Raw genomic sequence first — 24146 nt, 5'->3', positions numbered from 1 at the left:
GACGAGCCAACTCTTCAGGGGCCAAGCCTTCAGGGGATCGTGTATACTGCTATCTCCCGGTCAATGCCGCGCAGCGAGACCTCGTGGGGCACGGGCGTCAGCGCGTTCCTGTGTAAGAGATCGGCGGTGAGATTGTCGTCGACCACCGCTCGAGTGGCGAAGATCGCCTGTGCGTTGGCAAGGTTCTGGACCCGCGAAGCAATGTTGACCGTCTGGCCGAAATAGTCCTGTCGCTCATTCATCGACACGGCGATGCAGGGGCCGGCATGGACTCCGATCTTGAGCAGCAGATCCTCGCGCCCGCTCTTGTCGTTGAGCGTACGCATGGCATCGCGCATCCTGAGGGCTGCAGCAATCGCACGATCAGGCGTCGCGAAGGTCGCCATCACCGCATCACCGATCGTCTTCACCACCGCGCCTGCCTCCGCCGTGACGATCTCGTGCAGAACCTGGAAATGCTCGCGCACGAGATCGAAGGCTGAAAGGTCGCCCACCCGCTCGTAAAGCTCGGTCGATCCGCGCAGGTCGGTGAACAGGAACGTCAGGCTGGTGATCTTCAGGCGCTGGTTGATGTCGAGTGTATCCGTGCGATAGAGATCGCGGAACGTCTGGTTGGTGAGCAGGCGCTTGGCGGTCAGGAAGGGCCGGCGTTTTCCCAGGAAATCATGCAATGTCTGGCCGGCGATGAAGACTGTCGGCAGCACGCGGGTGTCGGTCCGGTTTTCCAGCGAAATGCGCAACGGGCCGGGTTGCATCTCCAGCGTCTGGTTCTGGACATGGTCGCGGTCGAAGGCCAAAGAGAGGCTCCGGCGCTCCTTTGTTGGTTCGCCCTTCCCGTCGATGAACTGCGCTGAATGGGTGACCGGCTCGAAGACGATGATGAATTCAGACGGAAGCTGTATGGTCAGAACCGCCTTTTCACCGGGCGCAAGCTCGATATCCTCCAGCGAGAACGCTTCCAGCTTTTTCACGAAATCCTCTTCCGGCAGATCGACGCCGGACGCCCAGTAGATTTGGCGGAAATATTCCGCCACCGGCAGTTCGTGTGGATTGTGGGCGGCAATCCTGCGCACGCGGGGACTGACGGTGAATGTCACCTCGACCATCTCGTCGAGGGTCGGTGAATAGCCCTCGGAGCACAGCGCGCAGGTGTATTCGTCCTTTTGCAGGGTTTTCAGCGTGGCGTTGGTGTCGAGCACGCCGCCGCAGCCGGGGCACAGAACATTCCAGGAAATGTCGAAGATGCCCACCCGCGCCGCATGGAGAAAGGCGCTTATTGCGCGCTCCTCGTCGAGGCCATGCTTGCTGGCGAAGGCTGGCGCATTGATGCGGCAAAGTTCGCGGTCCTCGCCCTCCGCGATGGTTCGCTTGATCGCGTCGATCGCCTGCGGATCGACATCGGCCGATTGTCGCAGAAGTGAGAACAGATCCTGAGCTTCGTTCATCGTGCAGGCTCCGGAAAATGCACCCCGAGGCGTTTTGACCGGACCGGTCTTTGGTCCGAGTGCTCCATCTTACTTCGAAACGGACCGTACGGCCATTCGAATGGATAAGCCTGGTGACCGTTCAATTTCCATTCGGCGGATTTTAACCGGCCGCAAGCAGCACTATGATGGTCCATGGCGCATTCATCTTTGGGATTTTCTCCCATGCCGACATCCGACAATCCGCCATTTCCCGCGGCCCTGCGCCTTTTTTCTGCGGTGGTCATCATCGTCCTGATCGTAGGCGCCGGCCTGTTTTTCATGCCTGCGCTGGTGAAACCGGGCTGGCCTTGGGCCGTCACGCCGTTCAATGCGCGCTTCCTCGGTGGCTTCTACACCGCCGAAATGGTCGTGATGGCGGCACTGCTGGTCTGGAATCGCTGGTCGCCCGGCAGGCTCGTGCTCGTCATGGCCTTCATCTTCACCGTCATCGTGTCGGTGGCTTCGTTCATCAATCTCGGCTATTTCAACTTCGAGCGCAAAGCGCCCTGGCTGTGGTTTTTGGTCTATCTTGCTTCGGTCGCGGTATCCGGGCTGTCCCTGTGGCGGGCCAGGGCCCGTCCTTCTGCAAAAGGCGTGACCTTAAATCCCGCATGGCGCGGCTACATGCCGGCGGAATCCGCGATCCTTGGGCTCTATGGCGTCGGCCTGTTGCTGTTTCCCCTGACATTCAGTGGCATCTGGCCATGGCCGATCGATGCCTTCCACGCTCAGGTCTACAGCGCCATCTTCCTCGCCGGTGCGGGCGGTATATATCTCGTCTGGAGAAGCGCGCCGCGCGAGGAACTGCTGGTGCTCGGGTTGGCGCAGTTTCTGGTTGGCCTGCTTGCCATCCTCGGCGTCGTCATCACCAACGCTGCGGTGCACCGGATCGACTGGACGGCGACCGTGACATTGTGCTGGCTCGCCCTTTTCGGCTGGATAGGCATCAGCGGCGTCTTCAAACTCTACGCTGCCTCCCGGTATTTTTAGCTCGCAATCGGCATCATAGGTCAGAGACGGCTGGATTTTCAGGTGGCGTCCGGTGCATCGTACCGGGCCGATTGCCTTCGCCGGGAACGCCATGACCAGCACGACCTCGCCACCCTCCGAGAAAATCGAGCCGCTGCTGCGGTCCGTCCGGCCAAGCGATGCGGAGGCGCTTTGCGCTATCTTCAACATGCCGGGCTTCCGCTGGGGCACGCTCAGGATGCCTTTCGAGATGGTGGAGCAGGTGGCGCGGCGCATTGCCAAGTCCGGCCAGGAAACCACCTGGATCGTTGCCGAGCTGGACGGCAAGGTCGTCGGCCATGGCAGCCTGGTCGTGCAGGGTTCACCGCGCCGTTCGCATATCGGCGAGATCAATATTGGCCTTGACGATGCCTTTGTCGGCAAAGGTATCGGCTCTGCCATACTTGGCGCGCTGCTTGACGTGGCCGACAACTGGCGCGCCCTGAAGCGGGTCGAATTGACCGTCTATGCCGACAACGAAGCGGCTCTCCGTCTCTACAAAAGCCACGGCTTTGAGGTCGAAGGCCGGCATGTGAAGGCCGGCTTTACCGACGGGCAGTACCACGACCTCCTGAGCATGGCCCGGCTGCGGTTCTAAGATCCGCTGTTTGGCGTTAGCTGTTTAGCCAGTCTGACAATTCGTGCCGAGCGAACAGGTGATTGCTCATGGAGAGCTGCGTAGGATACGGCCATTTCGTCTCACGCCATCTTAATCGAGTTGACGATCTATGTGTGGGCCGGCCGCATCCAGCAAGTCTGGTCTCGCTTGGCGTTTGCACCGCAAGCGGCTAGACGGGACCAATGACCGCCGTCTTTGATCCTACCCCTTCCCCTACCCCTACGCCTCCGGTGGAAATTCTGACTGTGCTGTCGCTGCTCTGCCCGGAGGTCGTGCGCGACATCGAGCAGAACTGGAATGCACCGGTTTCCGACTACGCCCGCCATCTTTGGCGGCCGGTGGCAAGGCCTGCATCGGGCCCGGCGATCGCTGCTCGCTCGATCCTGCGCGAAGTCCTGCACCAGCGCCTCGGTATGATCATGCAGCCTGACGAGATCGGCAAAGCCCTCGACGAGTTCGAGCACAGACCGGTGATTCAGTCCGGCCTGCACTGCCTGCTTCTGATGGACCGGATCACCTTCGATGCCCTCCTGCTTGCCTGGCTCGGCGCAGTCGAAAACGGGCTGTCGGCCTTCGTCGGCTTCATGGGAACGACGATGACCATGGAGACAGTTGGCCGGGAGGGGCCGGGATGGCTCGATGTCGGCGACGACAAGGTCAACCTGTTTGGCATGGGGCGCCACAAACTGTGCCGCAAAAGCGCCTGCGTGGCCGGTCCCGTCTCCCTCAACAAGCGCGCGCTCGAAGCGGTGGGCGATGAAACGGATGCCAGCCGCTGGCTGGGCACACTGCTTGCCAGCCAGGACAAGGTGTTTGAAACCGCCGCCGATGCGCTGACTGCCCTGAACCAGGATCTGGTCGCCAATTGGGATCGTGCCGGCATGGCCCTGCCGGTTTTCATCGATGATCGGGCCGCCGCGGCTGCCATGGCGCGGCATCTGGAATATGACGGCAGCCTTCTTTCCAGGCTGCTCATTGAACCCGCAAGACGCCAGCGTCTCGAACATGCCTGGCAAGAGGCCACATCGAGCCCATTTGGCAGATTCCTGCCCAATGCCACGGACTATTTCTGGGGCATCCGCGAGGAGCGCGTGCGCAAGCTCGTTCTCGAGAACGGGCACCTGATCGAGCCCGACAGGCCGCAAGGTCTTTCCATCCCGTTCGAGCGGCCGTATCTCAGGCAGGCGCTGCTGGACGGCGTGCTGCTGCCGAACTTGTTCCTGACGTTCCTCGTCCTTGCCATATTGCCGCGCGTGCGGGTCGTGGGGGGCCTGAGACAGATTGGCTATGTAGCGCTTTTCCACTCGATCCTTCTGGCCGTGCTAGACGAAAACGTGCCGGAAGAGCGCGATCTGGCTGCGGAGCTGCAGGTTCGGGAAAATGCCTGGGGCATGCGGGTCATCGATGAAAAGATCTCAGTCCGCGAGCAGCTTGCCGGCCTGCCGGAAGGAGCGCTCTTCCCGGACCTGCTCCGGCAATACCGATTGCGGACATTTGCCGAGACGACCGACGACCTGAAACTGGTTCGCGAAAACGCCAGATGGCGCAAGATCGGCCAGGCAGAGATCAAGCCGACCTGAGCCTAATTCGCAACCGCAAGCCACGGCGATCTATCGGGGAGCCTCTGGCGTCTGATCCGGCCGCATAGGCCTCACCTGTCATTGCACCGCACCGCCCCTTGCGGAGCCCATCCACCACGTGTTCGAAATCGACCGGTTTCTTGTAGGGCAAGACTTTGCGACGGTATTCCAACGAATAGTCGGGATTGACGCGAAGCGCCTCCTGCCATGCCGCGCGGGCTTCGGCGAAACGGCCCAGATGGCCGTAGCTGCGGGCCGGAAGCACGCGAGACGTCGGTGACAGCGTTGCGAGTCAGCCCGTTGCATCAAGAGGTCAACGGCCTCCTCATCTTCATGATAGCAGGAAGACGGAGGGTAAGAGGGAACTTTCGCAGACGACGGCCACGCAGCCGCCCGAATGGGCAGCGCTCTGCCACCGGACCCACACGGATCGCTCGCTGCCGCTTGCCCGTCGACGACTATCGGTGCATCCTTGTGAATAGCCTGGCCGTGAAGTGCGGGCGAGATCACGCCGTCACGGCCACTAGTGGGGTCTTGTTCGATGGACTGCTCGGGCTGCGGTTTCGAGATTGAGGGCGGTTACGCCTTCTGTCCGAGGTGTGGCAGGCGCCAGCCCGTGCCATGCGCCAGTTGCGGCTACACCTGCGCACCTGATTTCGAGTTCTGTCCGAAATGTGGGGCAAGCGTCGGTGCGCCCGCAAAAGCCGTCGAACGGCCTGCTCCGGCACCAAGCCGGACCATTGTGCCGCCTTCTCGAACTCCGTCGCTGCTTTCGAACATGGAAAGCGAAGAAGGGCTGCATCCCGTCTCTGACGCCGATCGCCGGACGGTAACGGTCCTGTTCGCCGACCTTTGCGGCTTTACGACACTCAGCGAGCAGCTCGACCCCGAGGTCATGCAAGCGCTGCAGAACAAACTATTCAAGGAATTGACGGCGGCCGTACGAAACTTTGGTGGTTTCGTCGACAAATTCATCGGCGATGCACTGCTCGCTTTGTTCGGTGCGCCGGTCGCGCATGAGGACGATCCGGAACGTGCGCTTCGCGCCGCTCTCGACATGATCGCCCGGACGGCGCGGCTCGGCGAAAGCACCCCCCACTCCGGCTCGCCTCTGTTACTCCACATCGGCATAAACACTGGTCCGGTCGTTACTGGCGGATTGGGCATCGGCACCGCCAGATCCTATTCCGTGACCGGCGACACAGTGAATACGGCGCAACGCCTGCAATCGCTGGCCGCACCGGGTGAGGTGCTGGTAGGCGAGCTCACTCACAGGCTGACCCGGCATGCCTTTTCTTACGAGTCGCTGGGTGATGTCGTGTTTCGCGGCAAGGCTGGCAGCGTGCTCGTTCATCGACTGGACGCACCGCTAGCGGTGCCGCGTGCAGCGCGCGGGCTCGAGGCGCTCGGCCTCAGTGCGCCGCTAATAGGTCGTGGTGCGGAGCTCAATAGAATGATGGCGAGCCTTGACCAGGCGTGCGGCGGCTCGGCCCAACTTGTCCGCCTCGTCGGAGAAGCCGGCATCGGGAAATCGCGGCTGGTGAAGGAGTTCGTCGCCCGCGTCGGCGACGAGGAGCGTTTTCGCAACGTCGCCGTGCGGCAGGCCACGTGCTCACCGCTGGGTGAACAATCTTTTGGCGCCTTGGGCGCAGTGGTGCGCAGCGCTGCCGGGATGATGCAAAACGACAATGGGGACGAAATGCGGGGGAAGCTCGCAGGCTTGCTTGCCGATCTCGGCCTGCAGGGCGAGGAGGCGAAGCGGCTGATGCCTTTGCTCTACCATGTGCTTGGCCTTGGCGACCCCGATGCCACCTTGCAGCATGTCGAGCCCGAGCAGCTGCGGCGGCAAATTCTCTACGCAGTCCGCACAATCATCGAACGGCGGCTTGCGTTGTCGCCGTTATTGATTGTCGTCGAAGACCTGCACTGGGCCGACGCCGTGTCGCTCGAGGCACTACGTTTCGTGATGGACAGGTTGGAACGCACGCGGTTGATGTTGCTGGTCACGCATCGTCCGGCGCCGGACAACGACCAGCTCGACTCAAGTCGGGTCAGTCACACAGCGCTCAGGCTTCCGCCACTCAACAATGATGACGGACGCAGCCTGCTGGCAGCGCTTTTCGGCGAGAGCTGGGTAAGCTCCGCGGGAGGGCTTCTCGACCAGATCCTCGAGCGCGCGGGCGGCAACCCCCTTTTTGTAGAGGAAATCGTTCGCGGCCTTATCGATCGCGGTGTACTGATGCGAGACGGCCAGCGATGGCGGACTGTGGCAGGCGAAGTCGCAACCGGCATCCCCGCCACTATCCAGGCAATGTTGCTTGCCCGCGTCGACCGGCTGCCCCAAGAGGTGCGCCGGTTGGCCCAGGAGGCCGCGGTAATCGGCCCGCGCTTCGATGCCACACTTCTGAAAACCGTGACAGCCGACCCCGGCCGGCTCGAAGCCGGCTGCGAACTGCTTTGCGATGCGGAAATCATCGAGGAAGTTGCCGGATCAGGCTCGGTCTCGTCTCAAAGCTACCGATTTACGCAAACATTGCTGCAGGACGTGATCTACCAGAATCTGCTCCTGCAACGCCGGACCGAAATCCACGGGCGGATCGGTGCTGCCTTGGAGCAACTGTGCGGCGACGAGCCGGAACGGCTCGAGGATTTGACCGTGCTCGGTCATCATTTCGCACAGAGCGCCGAGCGGGAGAAGGGCGCGCATTACCTGCAGGCGGCAGGCGATCGCGCTCGCATGATATATGCCAATGACGACGCCCTTCGTTTCTACGAGCGAGCACTGACTGCGTTGGGCGCGATCGGGCAAACACCGCTCAAACTGGCAATTGCAGAGCGCATTGCCGATTTGAGCGGCCCGGCAGGCCGCCGCGAGATCGCGCACCACCACTACGAGACGGTGTTGCAGGCATACCGCGAGTCGGCCAATCGCGTCGCCTCGGCGCGAGTTTTGCGTAAGATCGGTCGGCTACTCTGGGATGTCGGCAAGCGGGACAAGGCAGAACCCCGCTATGCTGAGGCGGCAGCGCTCCTCGATGGAGCGGATGCCCCGATCGAGCAGGCGCATCTGTGGCAAGAACGTGGCCGACAGGCGTTCCGTAGCGGAGATCACGCTCTCGCGGCAAAATGGGCAGACGCGGCGCTGGATTGCGTAGGCACACTGACAACGGAGCATGTCTCCGAGGTAAGGTGTGATGCCACTCTTGTGACCGCCGAGGCACTCAATACCAAGGCTGTCGCGCTGGCTCGCCTTGGGCGAAACCGTGAGGCCGTGCGTCAGGTTGAGCGTAGCATTGAATTGGCCGAAGCCGCCGGTCTGCTGGGCGCGGCCTGCCGCGGCTACACCAATCTCGGCGTGCTCTACACGACCATCGATCCCGCAAAGGCGATGGAGGTCTGTCGACGCGGTCTTGAAGTGGCGCGCCGTATTGGTGATTTGGGTTTCCAGGCGCGCCTCCTCGCCAATCTGGCGGTCGCTTGTTGTACTTTCACGGATCGCTGTCCAACGGAGGGCGTGCCTGCTGCCGAGAAGGCCATCGAGCTCGACCGGGCGCTCGACCAGCGCGAGCACCTGCCGGTGCCGTTGATCGTGCTTGGGCAGATCCACCAGTGCAACGGCCGTCCGGACCTGGCGGTTGGGTTGTTCCACGAAGCACTGGACGTAGCTCGCGAAACGGGCGAACCCCAACTGCTGTTTCCGTGTTATGATGGTCTCGCAACGCTTAATCTCGACCTCGACAATCTGGCCGAGGCCGAACGCTACTTTTCCCTGGCGCAGGGTATATGCGCCCAGCACGGGCTCGACCCGGAAGCGCTTGTGGTGCTGCCTTTTCTCGACTAGCCGGGGTTGGAGGTTGGAAATGTCCGCGCGTAGTGACTTGGTGCCGCTTCAACCGGGCGACCGTGCGCCAAACGTGGTACTCGACGCCATTACCCAGGAAGGCAAGATCGCGCTTGACGATTTTCGCGGCCAAAAACCGGTGCTGGTCGGCCTGTTTCGAGGTCTGCATTGCGCGTTTTGCCGACGCCATATCGCCGCCCAGGCGCGGCTTGATCCGGAGCTGCGCGAAAAGGGCGTGGAGAGCCTGACGGTGGTCAACACGCCGATCGAACGGGCGCGTCTCTATTTCCGCTACCATCCGATGCCGAATCTGCTTGCGGCCTCCGATCCTGAACGCGCTTCACATCGTGCTTTTGGACTGCCCAATCTCGAATTCACCCAAAACGAGACGAACTGGCCGTACAAGGTCTCGATGGCAGCGGCAAAGGATATGCGGGTCGACATACCAGGCGAGCTGCCCGGTCCTATGGATCCTCTTGCGGCCAGTGAAATCCTCAACAAGAGGGACCATTACGAGCTGACCGAAGCCGACGAGCAGATGCTAGCAACGGGACACGGACAATTGGTCGGTCAGTTCCTGCTGGACCGGCAGGGGATCGTCCGCTGGAGCTTCACGGAGGTTCCAGAGGGTGGGCGATACATGTTTGGGGCGCCAAGCCCGCAGGAGCTGATGTCAGCCGTATCCCAGGTCGCCCAATAGACTTGCGAACGAGGTAAGCGGAGCGGGACGCTGAACAAAACGCGGAACCAATTTGTTACGAATCTAGACACTGACAAGTTCACGGCTCACGCGAGCACGGCCTCGACAACGGCAACAAAGTCATCGAACGAACGATCCCCACGAATCTCGATGCGCGGAAGGTCGATGGGATCGCAATCGAGGTCCGCCGGCCCGTGTCTGCCGCCGAAGCCGATTCGATAGCCGCACTCCTTGGCCAGCCTGCCAAGCCGTCGGTCGGTGACAGAGAAGGGTGCCGCGAACGCCGCGGTTGGCCGACCGGTCCACCGTTCGATGAACATACGAGAGCGCAGGAGCTCGGCGGCCAAGTCAGAGCTCGACAGACCATCGATCGCGCGATGCGTCGCCAGATGGCTTCCGAAGAACGCACCTTCGCCGGCGAGGCGTCGCACCGTCCCGGCGTCCATAAGCTGCGTCGGCGGGCCGCTGTAGGCGTCCCACTGTGCACTTTCACCCACCAAGTCCGTCACCAGGAACACTTCCGCGGTCAGGTCGTTCGCGCGCAAGGCCGGCCAGGCATGGTCGGCAAAGTTCTGGAAGCCGTCATCGAAGGTGATGAGCACTGGGCGGCCAACGAAAGGCTGGCGCTTGGCGATGAACCATTCCAGCTGCTCGGAGCTAATCGCGTGAAAGCCATTGGCGCGCAGCCATGTCATTTGGCTGGCGAATGCGGCGGGCGCGAGCCGAAAACGGGCGAGCGCGGCCGGACCTTCATCGGAGACGCTGTGATACATGAGGACAGGGATACGCTGCCGCCGCTCGCTATGTGCGACGTCGCGGCGCAAGGCCCGCGCCCCGCCCCAGACGATATTTCGCGCGACTCCGATTTCGACGGGGGCGCGGATTGGCACATGATCTATCGTCGGTTCCGTCGCCACGTCGCCTGGTGACAGGCGGCCGAAGCGGTCTATGCGGTAGAGCTCGGTCTGGATCGATTGCTCGAGAACGAGGCCGTGGGTCGCTGCCAGCGTCTCTGAGATCGCTTGTGCACCGAATGTGTTCCAGTCGAAGCCCGTCCTTTCAACATTGTCTCGTAGCACGAATGCGTGTGCGCTGATGAAACTGCCCCCAGGCGCCAACGCCTCAACGAGTTTTTTGGCGATGCGCCGCAACTCGGTGAGATCGTCCAGGTAGTAGAGCACTTCCGAACACACGATCAGATCCATCTCGCCCGGCAGCGTGTCCGCAGAAAAATCCAGTACGCCGAACTCAACGTTCGGCTGATCGCTGCATCGCGCGCGCGCCCGCCCGACGGCTACGGCGGAGATGTCAGTTGCGGTCAAATGGCCCACGCGCGGCGCCAGCTGCCGCGTGAAGTGGCCCTCCGCGCAGGCCAGCTCAAGCGCCCGTCCGATGGGACCGGCAGGCAGAATTTCGAGCTGCCGCTCATATTTTTCCTGCTCATAGGGCGAACCGTAGTTCCAGGGATCCTCGATCGCAAAATGGCGATTCCAGAAAGATGTGCGATCATTGTCGCGCCCATCCGCGGCCCGTGCACGGCGCGGCGCTGCAAAAGGCTCTTTAGTTTCGGCGCTCGACCGAACCAGCGCCTGCGCTTCCGCGGCCAATCCCGCGAGTTTGCCGAAATGGCTGTCCCGATCAGACCGGCGTCCCGCCATGGACAACAATGCCTCGGCTGCAGACATGTTTGACTTGTCGGCACCGGCGCCCTTTTGCGGTGCATCTACAGGCGATCGCCTCGCAAGTCGCGCGGCACTGTGCATAGGCCGCTCAGAGGGCAGGAAATTCAGGATCAATTCAATCCAATGACGCCTCGTCACTCTCCCGAGTACGCCGAACTGCACGAGAGCCTCGATCTGGCCATCCATCATCAGATGGGCATAGATTTGATCGATTCCTTCCGGTACTTCGATCGAGGCCGGATTTCGCGCGTCGACACGAATTCCAAGTGTCCGCGCCAGCCTGCGCGGCGCGGCAAGATCGTCGACATCGAGCAGCATTTGCTCAAAGTGATACTGCACGCGGCGAGCCGCGTCGGGATTATTCCAGACCTTGCCGAGTTCGAGGATCAACTCGGTGAGGGAAGCGCCGAACCTGTCCCACCTGGCAGCCAATTGCGCTGGCACCGACAGGCTTCCTACCATAAGGCCATCGACGGCCACCTTGGCGATCTCACGCGCCCACTTACGTCCTGCCGGGAGCGCGCGCAGGGACTGCGGGTTGATCGAGCGCGAGCCGCAGCCGCAATCCGATGCGGCGTTCCACAACGCGAACCACGCGAGTGCTTCTGAAGCGGTGTGGCCGTTCGCGTCGGTCGCTCCATTGGCGTGAGCCGATGCCGGGTGTTTGACCCTCGGATCGGCGGAAAAGCCGCGAGCGATCACGACTTCGCCATCTGCCAGCATCTGCGCCGAATTGCGGCTGAGCGCGTTGGGGCTGGCCCGATAGAAAGCGAGCGGCGCGTCGACCATCACCCAATTTTTGCCTAGACGTGCGAGGCGCTGCCACAGATCCCAGTCCTCACAGGTGCGCAGCGACACGTCGAAACCGCCTAACTCGACAATTATCTCCCGATCGACCAGCAGCGCGTGAGTGCGGACGGCACACCGGCGCGCGAATGTTTCGAAGGGTTGAATCGCAACCTCCGTTGCGATGCTCGACGCCGTGAGTTCGCCATCGGGCATCACGCGTCGGGAACCGCAATAGGCAGCCACTGCATCGGGAGCGGATTTCAGTGCGGCCAGCATTTTGGCAAGGAAGCTGGAATCCACCCAATCGTCCGCATCCAGAAACATGAGCCAGTGGCCGCGCGCCGTCGACATCCCGCTATTGCGCGCGCCGGCGGGGCTATGCGCGCAAGAGCTCAACATCCGAAATCGGGCATCGTGCTCCACATAACCGGCGATGATCGCAGGGGTGCGGTCCGTGGAGGCGTCGTCGACGATGATCGCCTCCCAATCCATTATTTCCTGATCGAGAAGGCTATCGAGTGAGCGCGCCAGCGTTACCTCCGCGTTGTGCGCAGGAACCACGATTGAAACCAAGGGATCATGCGCCACGCCGTGTAACCCGCGCGTTGGTTCGAAGGTAGAACAAGAGTCCCGAAACATAGCCGGCGATTTCCTGCCAAAGGAAACGGTCCTCAGGGACGCTGCGTCCAAACAGTCTCCTGCGAACTCTTCCGAGCCGCCGCGACGCCGCCATTTGGCTGCAGAGCGAGCTTGCTCCTGTCGTGCTACCGAAGTTGGAAGCCTGGCGCAGCATTCGCATCCGTGCCGCCGAGCTTGGGCGCCAGCTGTCGCAGATGCACGTCAAAGCCAAGCATGCCGCATATTCATGTCGATCCCCGGAGTCGGCGCCATGACCACAGGCGGCGGTCCCGGGCGCCGTATGAGTGCAATAGCTATGGCAACCTGACGTCTTTTGCAATTGGGGGCGCAACAAATGCCGCCCACTGAAGCTTTGGTGTGAATGACTGCAGTTATTGGGACTTTCGCTCCCCTCCTATCGACCGAAACGCCTCGATTCCGAGGTGCATTCTCGAACAGCCATTCTCCGTGCGAAAGAAGACCTTCCTTCTACCGTGGAGCCCGCATCGGAAGCTGATCGTCGCAGTATACAGCCGGGTGCGAGACGGTACGTGCACCGCCAGACTAGCTACTTTAGGCACTTCTAATGAATCTGCGCTACTTAATTGCGCTCCAGTAGCTATAGCCTGACATTGTATTACTCATTTCGATAGTAGATTGCGTCCAATGATCGATTAGATTAGCCGGTTATGGCTGCTATCACAAAGAGATGCGAGAGCGACATCAATCGGAACTCGTGCATTTGCTGCTAGTTCAAGAGATGTAAAAGGGAGGCACGAATTGGCTTACGTCAAGAAGATTCCGGCTTGCGAGCCGGGTATTTTGCTGGCATGCTTGCTGGTTTCTGAGTGATGCACTGTGGCAATTGTTCAAAGAAGGGGGCATAAAGATGGCCAAGGAATCTTCGAATACCGCTTCTTCAGCAAATAAAGCGGACGCAAATCTGATAAGTAATGCAGACGGAAGCGGGCTGACCTTCATGGCGGGCCAGGCTCGCGAGAGCGGGGCCCCCGGCGACGCTGTAGGTGTCGACAAGATACGTGATCTGCTGTTCGGCAACCAGATGCAGGACTATGACCGCCGCTTTTCCAAGCTTGAAGAACGGGTCTTGCAGCGCTTCAAGGATGTCGAATCCGAGGCCAAGCGCAATCTTGAAATGTACGAGTCAAATGCAAAGAAGCAGGTCGACTCGCTTGCGGCGCAATTGCGGAACGAAAAAGACGCGCGAGCCGACGCCGATAAGGAGATTGATCGGAATCTTCGCGAGCAAAATCAGGCGCTCGAAAAGCAGGTGCGCGCGTTGTCGGATCAGTTGAGCGAGCTTGAGCGGGAAGTTGCGGACCGGATAAATCGAAACGATCATTTGCTGCGTGAGGAAATCAAGCAAAAGAATGAAAGCATTCAGATGCTGATGGAGAAGATGTTTTCCGATCTCGGCAATGTCAAGACCGACCGAAATCTTTTGGCTGGCCTGTTTGTCGAGGTTGCAAAATGTCTAAATCAGGATCCCGTCGGCAGCAAGAACAACTCGGAGCGTACCTGGAAAGTGAGTTGATCGGAACTTGACGTCGACTGTCGACCCAACCAGCCTCCCTCAAAGAGCAGCTTCGAACGATACAGAGATTGATCGCGAGGCTCTGGCTCGCCTTTTGATCGAAATTGCCCGGAACGTTGATCCGGACTATCGTGCGCGTCTCGACGGAATCCCAACCGCCGACCCTCGCATGGAAACGCTGCGCCAGTTGCTGGTCGGCCGCGAAATTTCGGAGCTTTCACGAGTTAGGCACCTGCTCGACGAACCCGAGCAGCTTGCGGCTGCAGTGGGGAGCGTTCTCCCCAGTGCAGCCGCACGTGCGCCTCATGCGCAACTCGGAGAGGCCCTTGCGCCAGCTGTCGAGAGGGCCGTGCAACGGTCCATCCAGAAGAGCCCGCGCACACTGACGGATATATTGTACCCGGTGTTTCTGCCGGCTATTCGCAAGTCGATCGGCGAAAAGATCGATCAGACCTTTCAATCGCTGAATGAAACTTTAAGACATATATTTACCTGGCATGGGCTCAAGTGGAGATTTGAAGCTTGGAGAACAGGTGCAAGCTTCTCAGAAGTTGTTCTTAAGCATTCTCTTGTCTATCGTGTGGAACATGTGTTTCTCATCAATCGCAATTCCGGGCTTTTGATATCGCATGTAACTGCCGATAATGCAACTAGCGAAGATCCGCAACTAATTTCTTCTATGCTTAGTGCAATTCAAGATTTTGTAAAAGACTCATTTAACGAGAAAGAGCAGAGTGGCCTGGACACTATTCGTTTCGGAGAGCTTCGTCTCTGGTCGGAAGTTGGACCGTTTGCGACCTTGGTTGCGGTGATCCGGGGAAATCCGCCGGAGGAATTACATGAAATAATTCGCGATGTATTGCTTCGCATCCATGGTGAATGCTCACAGGCTCTAGAGCAGTTTGACGGCGACAGTTCGCAGTTGGCCGGCGTAGAGACGCAGTTGCAGACCTGCGTTGAACTGAAGCAGGAGGAATCAAACCAGGGATTTCCGTGGCTGGTAGTCGCTGCAGTCCTGCTGGTTTTGATTCCGGCAGGCGGTTGGTTCTTTCTTTCCTGGCAATCCGGGCAGCGCTGGCAGGCCTATGTGTCGCGACTGGGGGCCCAGCCGGGCATCATCGTTGCCGAACAAAAGGTGCGCGATGGCCAATTCTATATTGCCGGCCTGAGAGACCCGCTTGCCGTCGACCCGCAGGTTCTGCTGTCCGGAACAGGTGTCGACCCCGCCCGCGTTCATTCGCAGTGGCAATTCTATCAGAGCCTTGAGCCGGAGTTCGTGTTGAAGCGCCTGATGGCGTCGCTGGTTCCTCCGGATTCAGTACGACTTTCGATCGTCAATGATCGCATCGTTGCCGAGGGGGAGGCTCCCGACACCTGGATAGATCGCGCACGTGCAGCGGCCCAACAACTTTCGGCAGGCGGACCGGAATTCGACATTTCCAGGGTTCGTGATGTGAGCCCCGAAGCACGCGCGGCGGAGCACTGGCAGGCCTATGTGTCGCGACTGGGGACCCAGCCGGGCATCATCGTTGCTGAACAAAAGGTTCGCGATGGCCAATTCTATGTTGCCGGCCTGAGAGACCCGCTTGCCGCCGACCCGCAGGCTCTGCTGTCCGGAACGGAGGTAGATCCCGCCCGCGTTCATTCGCAGTGGCAATTCTATCAGAGCCTTGATCCGAAGTTCGTCCTGAAGCGGCTGATGGTGTCGCTGGTTCCGCCGGATTCAGTACGACTTTCGATCGTCAATGATCGCATCGTTGCCGAGGGTGAGGCTCCCGACACCTGGATAGATCGCGCACGCGCAGCGGCCCGACAGCTTTCGGCAGGCGGACCGGAATTCGACATCTCCAAGGTTCGTGATGTGAGCCCCGAAGCACGCGTGGCGGAGCACTGGCAGACTTATGTGTCGCGACTGGAGGCCCAAGCGGGAATCATCATCGGCCAACAAACGGCGAGGGGCGGACATTTCTATATTTCCGGCCTGAGAGACCCGCAGGCCGCCGACCCGAAGGCTCTGCTGTCCGGAACAGGGGTCGATCCTGCTCGCGTTCATTCACAGTGGCAATTCTATCAAAGCCTTGATCCGAAGTTCGTGGTGAAGCGGCTGATGGCGTCGCTGACTCCGCCGGATTCAGTACGGCTTTCGATCATCAAGGATCGCATCGTTGCCCAGGGTGAAGCTCCTGCCGCCTGGATAGATCGGGCGCGGGTCGCCGCCCAACAGCTGTCCGCGGACGGACTCTCTCTAGAAATCTCCGAGCTGCGTGAGTTGACCCCTCCGCAACTCACTCATTTGAGGGAGGCTATTCAAGCGGTCGACATTTTGTTCGATTCTGGCAAGGCTGTACCGGGACCAGAGCAACTGCCGGTTCTCGACAAATTGGCGAATCAGTTGAAGGAATTGGCCAAGGACGCCCGCAAGGCAGGCGTAACAGCACAGTTCATGTTGACCGGCCATTCGGACGAGACGGGCCGTGAAACGGCCAAGTTGTCGATCAGCGCCGCGCGCGCGGAAACAGTTCGTGCGCTTCTCAAGAAGCGCGGCGTCGATCCGGAGTTGCTCTTGGTTCGCGGCGCGGGCACCTTTGAGCCAGCGGAGATTGAAAATAGCCGAACCGGGAACTCCGCCAACCGCAGAGTTTCGGTTACGGTAAACTTCCACTAGGCGGAGCCCAGGATATTGCAAAAGAAGATCTGCATGTTGGGCGGGTTCGCTGTCGGAAAGACCAGTCTGGTTCGCAGGTTTGTGCAAAGCATCTTTTCAGAAACCTACTTGACCACGGTGGGAGTGAAAATCGACAAGAAGAGTGTCGCATTCCCGGACAAAACCGTGGATCTGATTTTGTGGGATTTGGCCGGCGAAGACGATATCGGCTCATTCCGCGTCAGCTATGTGCGAGGTGCGAGTGGGCTCGTGCTTGTCGTCGATGGAACACGCGCTGCTACTCTTGCCGTGGCGCTCACGTTGCGCGAGCGGGCCGAGGCTGAATTCGGCGCTATGCCGTTTGTATTGCTGTTCAACAAATCCGATCTGGCCGATCGGTGGGCAATATCGGATAGTGAAATTGACGAACTGAGGCAACTTGGATGGCAAATCTATCTAACAAGTGCGCTTTCGGGTGAACATGTTGATGATGCGTTTCGTCAACTTGCTTCGATGGTTAGCAAATAAACCATGCATATCTTGCCAAGAGAAGTTAGAAGCTGGATTTACGACTTCTTCTACAACGAGCGCTCGGTCGCATATCTGAAAATCGACGCCCAGCTTTGCATAGCTGCGAAGGGCGGTAACGTTAACCATTACGGACTCTCGTCCGTTCGCATAGGTGAGCCTGTTACCGAGCAGCTTGAATTCATGGAAGGTTTGTTGCCCTGCCCGGAGCTTCCATATGACATGGCCATGGTCGAACTGCCCAGCGGACGTGTCGCGGACCTCCATCTTTTTGCTGACAATGCCTGCGTGTGGCTGCTCTTTCTTGACGCCAATGCCGAACGCGACAATAGGCAGCGGCTTCAACAGAAGGCTTATGAAATGACGCTCCTGCAAGAGAGGGAGCGTCAACTCAACGAGAAATTACAATCGACAAACGAGGCGTTGAGGGCGAGCCAAGAGGGATTGTCGCGTGAATACCAGCGCGCCGAAGCCCTACTCCTCAACATTCTTCCGGCGTCGATCGCGGAGCGGCTAAAAGCGCACGAACAAATTGCAGACAACCACGCGGAGGTGAGTGTGCTTTTTGCCGACATCGTCGGTTTTACGGAAAGAGCGCGGAGCGTCGGAGCCGTGACGACGCTCGCTATTTTAAATTACTTCTTCAAGGCGGCGGATCTGCTCTCGGAGCGATACGGCTGCGAAAAGATCAAGACAATCGGCGATTGTGTGATGGTGGTCGCTGGCCTGCCCGCCGCGCGATCCGATCATGCGGAAGCCCTTGCGCACTATGCACTTGAACTGCGGAAGGCGGTTAAGCGCGAACGCTTCGCAGGAGAACCGATAAGACTCAGAATTGGAATTCACTCAGGACCAATCGTGGCGGGCGTCATAGGCAAAAGGCGGTTTGCCTATGACCTATGGGGCGACACCGTTAATCTCGCCGCACGTATCCAAACGTCCGCGGAGCCCGATGAAATCCGTATTTCGGATGCAACTCATCAACTGCTTGGACCAAATTTTGCTTGCGACCCGCTCGAGGAAACGGAATTGCGTGGTACAGGTCGTGTGCGAATGTGGCGGCTCCCGGCCTGATTTGCCGCATGGTAGTGCCGACCCGGAAGCGCATTGCATCTCAAGCAACATCATGGTTTCGAATGTCGGCAGCGGTGCGCGAAGCAGTTGACCACCGAGCGACCGCCAAAGGTCTGTCCTGGTCAACTCAGGAAATCAGTTCCTGAGATTTAACGTCGATGCCCAGTTCATAGAACGGCCGGAGGCTGGGCCGAGGTCGGAATGCCCTGCCCCCGCGGCTAAATAAACACCGCCAAGTACCCGGCGCAACGGTCTGGCTCGGAACGATGACGTCTTGCACCGCAACATCGGTTTCTTCAAGGTAGGGCAACAACGGACATAGATGTCGTTGCTCGCCGATCTGACCGGAAGGTTAACAGCACGATGCCACTTATGACTCGACGATTGGGAGCCAGGAACCTGGCGCGCCCGGCACGGCGTCTCGGAGACCTGACTGCGATGTTTGCCCTGATTGCCAGGCCGCTCGTCTTTGGGATCGCCCTTTTGTTGGCTGGTCAGGCGCAGGCGCAGGCGCCGGCGACCGTCCCGCCTGAAAGGGTCAAACAGCTGTTCGAGGTTCTCGACGATCCGTCAGTGAAGGCCTGGGTGGCCGAACAGCGAAATCAGGACGCCGGGTCAACGGGAGCGCCCGCCGAGAGAGGGGCTTCGCCGACCGACGCATCGTCCGGCGCCGTGGCCGCACCCGGCCAGATGAATACGATGGCATCCTCGACGCTCGATGGGATCAGGCATCATATCGAAAGAATCGTGCGAACTTTGCCCTTGCTGCCAGGCCAGTTCGCGCGCGTTCGGGCAGAGACGATGGAGGATATGTCCAGCAAGGGGCCTGCCGGCGTATTTGTGCTGATTGCAATGTTCATCGCTGCCGGCCTGGCACTCACTTGGGCAACGTTCAAGCTCACCCGTCCATTTCGTCTTTGGATTATCGCGCAACCGAAGGATACGCCCGTTGGGCGAGCCAAGAAGATTGGTGGCCGCCTGCTTTATTCCAGCATGCTGATAGTCTCTTTCGCACTGGGCAGCGCCGGCGCGTTCATGTTGTTCGACTGGCCGATGCTTATCCGCGAGATTGTACTGACATTTCTGATGGCGGCAGTCGTTACATGGGGTGTGCGCATGTACGTCATGGCCATGCTCGTCCCTTCCTTCATGAACGTCGAGAACGCCGTCGAGGTTCGTGCTTTGCCGATCACCAACGAAGCGGCTGACCATTGGTCCTATTGGCTACCCCGGATCGTCGGCGTCTTCGCCTTCTTCGGCGCCGCGTTTATCCTCTTGCCAGGTCTCGGCATCGATCAGGACGGAATGATGGTCCTGTCACTGGGCGCCGATTTCGTGCTGCTGTTGCTCCTGCTGCTCGCCATTTGGCGTCGGCCAAGAACGCAGCGAGACGGTGCGCGCCACATCGGTCACACGGAAGCGACATGGCTATTAACTGCTTATTTCGTCGTCCTGTTCCTGCAGCGTATCGCCGGCCTTTATACATACTTCTGGTTCACCTTCGCCGCATTCTTCCTGCCTTTGGCAATCGTGGTGACGCAGCGCGGGGTTAATTTCGTTCTGCGGCCAGGTTCGGAAGATGTCGGCCGGCCCACGATCCCGGCGGTGACGATCGCTGTCATCGATCGCGGAATCCGAATGATTTTCATCCTGGCGGCGGCTTACCTTCTCGCACGTGTCTGGGGTCTGGACATGCAATCCATGCGGGACAGCGATACGACGACGACGTTCATATTGCGCGGCTTGATCAATGTCGTGGTCATTGCCCTCGCCGCCGACTTCGGCTGGTCGATCATCAAAGCTTTGATCGAACGAAAGCTGGGCATCGAAACACCGCACCCTGTGATCAGCGACGAGGACGTCCCGATCCTCGATCCGCAGCAGGCACGGCTGCACACGCTCTTGCCGATCCTCCAGAATATTCTGCTCGCATCGATCATCGTGATGGCGGTGCTTATGATGCTCGCCTCGCTGGGTATCCAGATCGGCCCATTGATCGCCGGCGCTGGCGTCGTCGGCGTCGCCGTGGGCTTTGGGGCACAAACCATTGTCAAGGACGTCATTTCAGGCGTGTTTTTTCTGCTCGATGATGCGTTCCGTGTTGGCGAATACATTTCATCGGGCAATTACAAGGGTACTGTGGAAAGCTTTTCGCTGCGCTCGGTGAAGCTGCGCCACCATCGTGGTCCGCTGTTCACAATACCTTTCGGTGAACTCGGGGCAGTCCAGAACCAGAGCCGTGACTGGGTTATCGACAAATTCAACATCACCGTTGGTTATGACACCGATATCGACTTCGCTCGCAAGCTGATCAAGCGGATCGGCCTCGAACTGGCGGAAGATCCCGAGTTCAAACACTGGGTGCTCGACCCGATCAAGATGCAGGGCGTACAGGAGTTCGGCGAATACGGCATCGTATTGAGGGTCAAGGCGACAACCAAGCCGGGAGGCGCCTTCGGTATGAAACGCAAATTCTATGTACGCCTCCGCCAGGTCTTCAAGGAGCAGGGCATCGAACTCCCATTTCCGACCGTCCAGGTCCAGGGGCTACAGAACCAACATGGGGCAGAGAATGCACCGTTGGAGATCACGCCCGAGTTGAAAATGGCCGTCGCGCAGTCGCACACTATTCGGCGCAGAAAAAAAGCTAGCACAACGGAATAGAAAAGCTGCGACACCTGCTGGTCACAGCGCGGCTTTCCGCGCATCGCCATGGCAGGGACACTCTTTTCGCCACGTAAGCAAAAGGCGCCCCGAAAGGCGCCTCTTAATCGCTTGATTCCCCTCAAGGAAACTGGAGCGGGTGAAGCGATTCGAACGCTCGACCCCAACCTTGGCAAGGTTGTGCTCTACCCCTGAGCTACACCCGCTCGCGCGGCTTTTGGGCCGCAAGCCGCGCCTATATGGCTGAAGAGCGCGGCGATTGCAACAGGGAATTCGCAGGCCTTTTGCTTCGCCGGCAATGCGGAGAAGCGCTCCTCGGGACGTCGCAAGGCAATCACCCCCGCGTTGCGCGACGGGCTTGTCTTGGCCGCATCATTGGCCGTAAACGGCGTTAGCCGAACAAGCCGTTGAAAGCGGGCCATCAGAAGAAAGACCCATGCCGAAGACCGAAGCCGAACTTTTCGCCTTTCTCGCCGGACTCGGGATCGAGGTATCGACGCGGCGGCATTCGCCGCTGTTCACGGTCGCCGATTCGCAGGCGCTGCGCGGCGAGATTGCCGGCGGCCATACCAAGAATCTGTTCCTCAAGGACAAGAAGGACAATTTCTTCCTGGTCAGCGTCGGCGAGGAGGCGGTGGTCGATCTCAAGCATATCCACCATCTGATCGGCGCTGCCGGGCGCGTGTCCTTCGGCCGGCCGGAGATGCTGATGGAGCTTCTCGGCGTCGTCCCGGGCGCGGTCACGGTGTTCGGGCTGATCAACGACACCGAGCGAAGGATCAAGGTCGTGTTGGACGAGGAGCTGATGAGCCATGCGGTGGTCAATGCCCACCCGCTGACCAACGAAGCGACGACTTCCATCGCTGCCGCGGACCTGGTCAAATTCGTCGAGGCAACCGGACATGATGCTGTTATCTTGAAAGTCTCGGCATGATCGCCACATGGGTGACTGAAACCGGGTTCTAAAGAAGGATGTTGCGCCCGTCCCTTGGCCGGCGGCGCGACCGAAAGGCGACGAGATGAGTGATAGCAACCCCTTTGGCGGCCCATTTGGCAGCAATGGCGGCCGGTATGCCACCACCGTGCAATATGGCGGCACCGATGCCGCGCGTGAGAAGGTCGCGCTTGCGGAGGCGCCGGCCGACGTCATCAAGGACACAACGACCGCTGGATTTGCCGCCGACGTGATCCAGGAATCGCGTCACCAGCCGGTGCTGGTCGATTTCTGGGCGCCGTGGTGCGGCCCTTGCAAGCAATTGACGCCGCTGCTGGAGAAGGCGGTGAAAGCCGCCGGTGGCAAGGTCAAGCTGGTCAAGATGAATATCGACGACCATCCATCGATCGCCGGCCAGCTTGGCATCCAGTCGATACCGGCGGTCATTGCCTTCAAGGACGGCCAGCCGGTCGACGGCTTCATGGGCGCCATTCCCGAGAGCCAGATCACGCAATTCATCCAGAAGGTCGGCGGCAAGAACGGCGGTGCGCCGCAAGTTGCCGAGGCGCTGGCCGCGGCCGCCGAAGCGCGCGACGCCGGGGACGTGCAGACGGCGGCCGACATTTACGATGCCATCCTGGAACAGGCGCCGGAGACGATCGAGGCGATCGCTGGCTTGGGCGATCTGCTGTTCGAGGCCGGCGATGCCGAAGGTGCCGAGGCGGTGCTGGCGCGGGCGCCGGAAGCAAAGAAGGATGCGCCCCAGCTCGCCGCGCTGCGGGCCAAGATGGCGCTCGCCGCGCAAGCAGCAGTGCTCGGCAATCCGGCGGAACTGGAACGGCGGCTGGCCGAAAATCCCGGGGATCACCAGGCACGGTTCGAGCTTGCCATGATCCAGAACGCCAAGGGTGATCGCATGGCGGCGGCCGACAATCTGCTGGCGATCATCAAGGCCGACCGCTCGTGGAACGACGACGGCGCCAGAACCCAGTTGCTGCAGCTCTTCGAGGCATGGGGCATAACCGACGAAGCAACGCTGTCGGCACGGCGCAAACTGTCGTCGCTGCTGTTTTCCTGAGCCGGCCCAGACTGTTTTGTCGCGCGGGCTTGCGGTGGGCCGCGGCTGCGCCAGATTAGGTTTTCGGATGGCGTTCGATTTCAGGTTTCCGGTGTTGCGCCTTGTGCCGGCCGGGAGGAGACGGATTTGGTGCGCTTCCTGACAAAGCGATCGGAGGATTGAGGTGCAGGCGGGAAACGCGCATTACCGACTCGCTGCGGACTTACCGTCGACCATGCCGATCTTTCCGCTTGAGGGCGCATTGCTGCTGCCGGGAGGCCGCATGCCGCTCAACATTTTCGAGCCGCGCTATCTGCAGATGGTCGACGAGGCGATCGCCGGGCCGCGGCTGATCGGCATGATCCAGCCCAGCCTTGACGGTGCGCTGCGTCCCAACGGCGAGCCGGAGCTCTGCAATGTCGGCTGCGCCGGGCGCATCATTGCGCTGTCCGAGAGCGGCGACGGCCGTTACTTGATTTCGCTGCAGGGCGTGTGCCGGTTCCGTATTGTCCAGGAGCTCACGGTCAAAACACCGTTCCGGCAGTGCCGGTTGGCACCCTTTCTCGCCGATCTCGACGAGGAGCAGGCAGACGCCGAGATCGACCGGCCGGCGCTGCTCAAAGCGTTTCGCGCCTATCTGCAGGCTAACGATCTGGAGGCCGACTGGGAAAGCGTCAGCCGCGCCGAAAACGCCATGCTGGTCAACGCACTGTCGATGATGGCGCCCTACGGGCCGGCCGAGAAACAGGCGCTGCTCGAAGCGGCCGATCTGAAGACACGCGCCGAGACCCTGATCGCCATCACCGAAATGGCGCTGGCGCGCGACAATGAGGATTTCGGTTCGAGTTTGCAGTAGGCTCTTGCCTTCTCCCCTTGTGGGAGAAGGTGGATCGGCGCGCAGCGCCGAGACGGTTGAGGGGTGTTGGAAGGATCGCCGTCGGTGCCAAGCTGGAACACCCCCTCATCCGACCAAGCTTCGCTCGGCCACCTTCTCCCACAAGGGGAGAAGGGGAAGTCCGCGCTCGAAACCTTAACCGATTGCCTTGTGAAAAGGATGGATCGAATGGCGGATGGACGTGACGGGAACAGGACTGTCGACCCCAAGCTGCTGGAACTCTTGGCCTGCCCGCTGACCAAGGGGCCGCTTGCCTGGGATCCGGAGCGCGGCGAGCTTATCTCGCGGGTGGCAAAGCTTGCCTATCCGGTGCGGGACGGCATTCCGATCATGCTGCCATCGGAAGCGCGTGTCATCACCATAGATGATGCCATGCCACCGCCGCCGCGCCTGGCTGGCTCAGAATAGAGGCCGCTCCGCAGCAATCCTTCGCGCCCCCCTCTGTCCCGCCGGCATCAAATTCTCCACCGCAACGCTCTGACGAAGACAGGG

Annotated in this window: 16 protein-coding genes, 1 tRNA gene and 2 pseudogenes; 15 read left to right on the top strand and 4 right to left on the bottom strand. The window is 60.2% G+C overall.

Going from position 1 to position 24146, the window contains the following annotated elements; translation table 11 throughout:
* Positions 1-29: 29 nt before the first annotated feature.
* Positions 30-1445 carry an adenylate/guanylate cyclase domain-containing protein gene (locus tag NKJ55_RS13040; protein WP_352450249.1) on the bottom strand — a complete coding sequence of 472 codons (1416 nt, stop codon included), beginning with the start codon at positions 1443-1445 and terminating at the stop codon, positions 30-32.
* A gap of 204 nt (positions 1446-1649) precedes the next feature.
* Between NKJ55_RS13040 and NKJ55_RS13035 the strand changes: the two genes are divergently transcribed.
* The 3 genes from NKJ55_RS13035 to NKJ55_RS13025 all read left to right on the top strand — a co-directional run bounded on the left by NKJ55_RS13035 (position 1650) and on the right by NKJ55_RS13025 (position 4673).
* Positions 1650-2456 carry a hypothetical protein gene (locus tag NKJ55_RS13035; protein ID WP_352450248.1) on the top strand — a complete coding sequence of 269 codons (807 nt, stop codon included), beginning with the start codon at positions 1650-1652 and terminating at the stop codon, positions 2454-2456.
* A 91-nt stretch (positions 2457-2547) separates the two neighbouring features.
* Complete coding sequence (locus tag NKJ55_RS13030; RefSeq protein WP_352450247.1) at positions 2548-3072, top strand: GNAT family N-acetyltransferase; 525 nt, start codon at positions 2548-2550, stop codon at positions 3070-3072.
* 203 nt (positions 3073-3275) lie between these two features.
* A complete protein-coding gene (locus tag NKJ55_RS13025; protein WP_352450246.1) occupies positions 3276-4673 on the top strand; it encodes a hypothetical protein in 1398 nt (465 codons plus the stop codon).
* Between the two features lie 97 nt (positions 4674-4770).
* Here the strand turns inward: NKJ55_RS13025 and NKJ55_RS13020 are convergent.
* A pseudogene (locus NKJ55_RS13020) lies at positions 4771-5000 on the bottom strand (adenylate/guanylate cyclase domain-containing protein); the annotation flags it as partial.
* Between the two features lie 214 nt (positions 5001-5214).
* On the opposite strand from NKJ55_RS13020, the gene NKJ55_RS13015 reads away from it, so the two are divergent.
* Together NKJ55_RS13015 and NKJ55_RS13010 are read left to right on the top strand one after the other, a co-directional pair.
* A complete protein-coding gene (locus NKJ55_RS13015; protein WP_352450245.1) occupies positions 5215-8514 on the top strand; it encodes an adenylate/guanylate cyclase domain-containing protein in 3300 nt (1099 codons plus the stop codon).
* A 19-nt stretch (positions 8515-8533) separates the two neighbouring features.
* Positions 8534-9214: a redoxin domain-containing protein gene (locus NKJ55_RS13010; RefSeq protein ID WP_023675975.1), complete on the top strand. Its 681-nt coding sequence runs from the start codon at positions 8534-8536 to the stop codon at positions 9212-9214.
* An 86-nt stretch (positions 9215-9300) separates the two neighbouring features.
* Here the strand turns inward: NKJ55_RS13010 and NKJ55_RS13005 are convergent, their stop codons facing one another.
* Positions 9301-12273: a trifunctional glycosyltransferase/class I SAM-dependent methyltransferase/polysaccharide deacetylase gene (locus NKJ55_RS13005; protein WP_352450244.1), complete on the bottom strand. Its 2973-nt coding sequence runs from the start codon at positions 12271-12273 to the stop codon at positions 9301-9303.
* A 161-nt stretch (positions 12274-12434) separates the two neighbouring features.
* On the opposite strand from NKJ55_RS13005, the pseudogene NKJ55_RS13000 reads away from it, so the two are divergent.
* The 6 genes and pseudogenes from NKJ55_RS13000 to NKJ55_RS12975 all read left to right on the top strand — a co-directional run.
* Positions 12435-12580: pseudogene (locus tag NKJ55_RS13000) on the top strand (IS110 family transposase); the annotation flags it as partial.
* A gap of 612 nt (positions 12581-13192) precedes the next feature.
* On the top strand, positions 13193-13858 hold the full coding sequence (locus tag NKJ55_RS12995; RefSeq protein WP_031211579.1) for a DUF3450 domain-containing protein: 666 nt from the start codon (positions 13193-13195) through the stop codon (positions 13856-13858).
* Between the two features lie 94 nt (positions 13859-13952).
* Positions 13953-16523, top strand: a complete 2571-nt coding sequence (locus NKJ55_RS12990) for an OmpA family protein (protein ID WP_352450243.1) — start codon at positions 13953-13955, stop codon at positions 16521-16523.
* Between the two features lie 15 nt (positions 16524-16538).
* The gene (locus NKJ55_RS12985; RefSeq protein WP_254818889.1) at positions 16539-17030 is read left to right on the top strand and encodes a Rab family GTPase; all 492 of its coding nucleotides are present in this window, start codon (positions 16539-16541) and stop codon (positions 17028-17030) included.
* Between the two features lie 3 nt (positions 17031-17033).
* Entirely contained in the window at positions 17034-18104 is a 1071-nt protein-coding gene (locus NKJ55_RS12980) for an adenylate/guanylate cyclase domain-containing protein (protein WP_352450242.1), read from the top strand.
* Between the two features lie 438 nt (positions 18105-18542).
* Entirely contained in the window at positions 18543-20768 is a 2226-nt protein-coding gene (locus tag NKJ55_RS12975; protein WP_352450241.1) for a mechanosensitive ion channel family protein, read from the top strand.
* Positions 20769-20899: 131 nt separating this feature from the next.
* On the opposite strand, the gene NKJ55_RS12970 is transcribed toward NKJ55_RS12975, so the two are convergent.
* Positions 20900-20974: transfer RNA gene (locus NKJ55_RS12970), tRNA-Gly, on the bottom strand.
* A 230-nt stretch (positions 20975-21204) separates the two neighbouring features.
* On the opposite strand from NKJ55_RS12970, the gene NKJ55_RS12965 reads away from it, so the two are divergent.
* The 4 genes from NKJ55_RS12965 (at position 21205) to NKJ55_RS12950 (ending at position 24062) form a co-directional block, all read left to right on the top strand.
* Positions 21205-21702, top strand: coding sequence for a prolyl-tRNA synthetase associated domain-containing protein (locus NKJ55_RS12965; RefSeq protein WP_352450240.1), 498 nt, complete (start codon positions 21205-21207; stop codon positions 21700-21702).
* Between the two features lie 85 nt (positions 21703-21787).
* Positions 21788-22780, top strand: coding sequence for a thioredoxin (trxA, locus tag NKJ55_RS12960; RefSeq protein WP_352450239.1), 993 nt, complete (start codon positions 21788-21790; stop codon positions 22778-22780).
* A 163-nt stretch (positions 22781-22943) separates the two neighbouring features.
* Entirely contained in the window at positions 22944-23615 is a 672-nt protein-coding gene (locus NKJ55_RS12955; RefSeq protein ID WP_352450238.1) for an LON peptidase substrate-binding domain-containing protein, read from the top strand.
* 207 nt (positions 23616-23822) lie between these two features.
* Complete coding sequence (locus tag NKJ55_RS12950; RefSeq protein WP_352450237.1) at positions 23823-24062, top strand: Trm112 family protein; 240 nt, start codon at positions 23823-23825, stop codon at positions 24060-24062.
* Positions 24063-24146 lie beyond the last annotated feature (84 nt).

Source organism: Mesorhizobium sp. M0106 (assembly GCF_040322715.1).
Classification (GTDB): Bacteria; Pseudomonadota; Alphaproteobacteria; order Rhizobiales; family Rhizobiaceae; genus Mesorhizobium.
The sequence above is the reverse complement of the archived record's forward strand: the minus strand, read 5'-3'. Positions and strand labels throughout refer to the sequence as shown.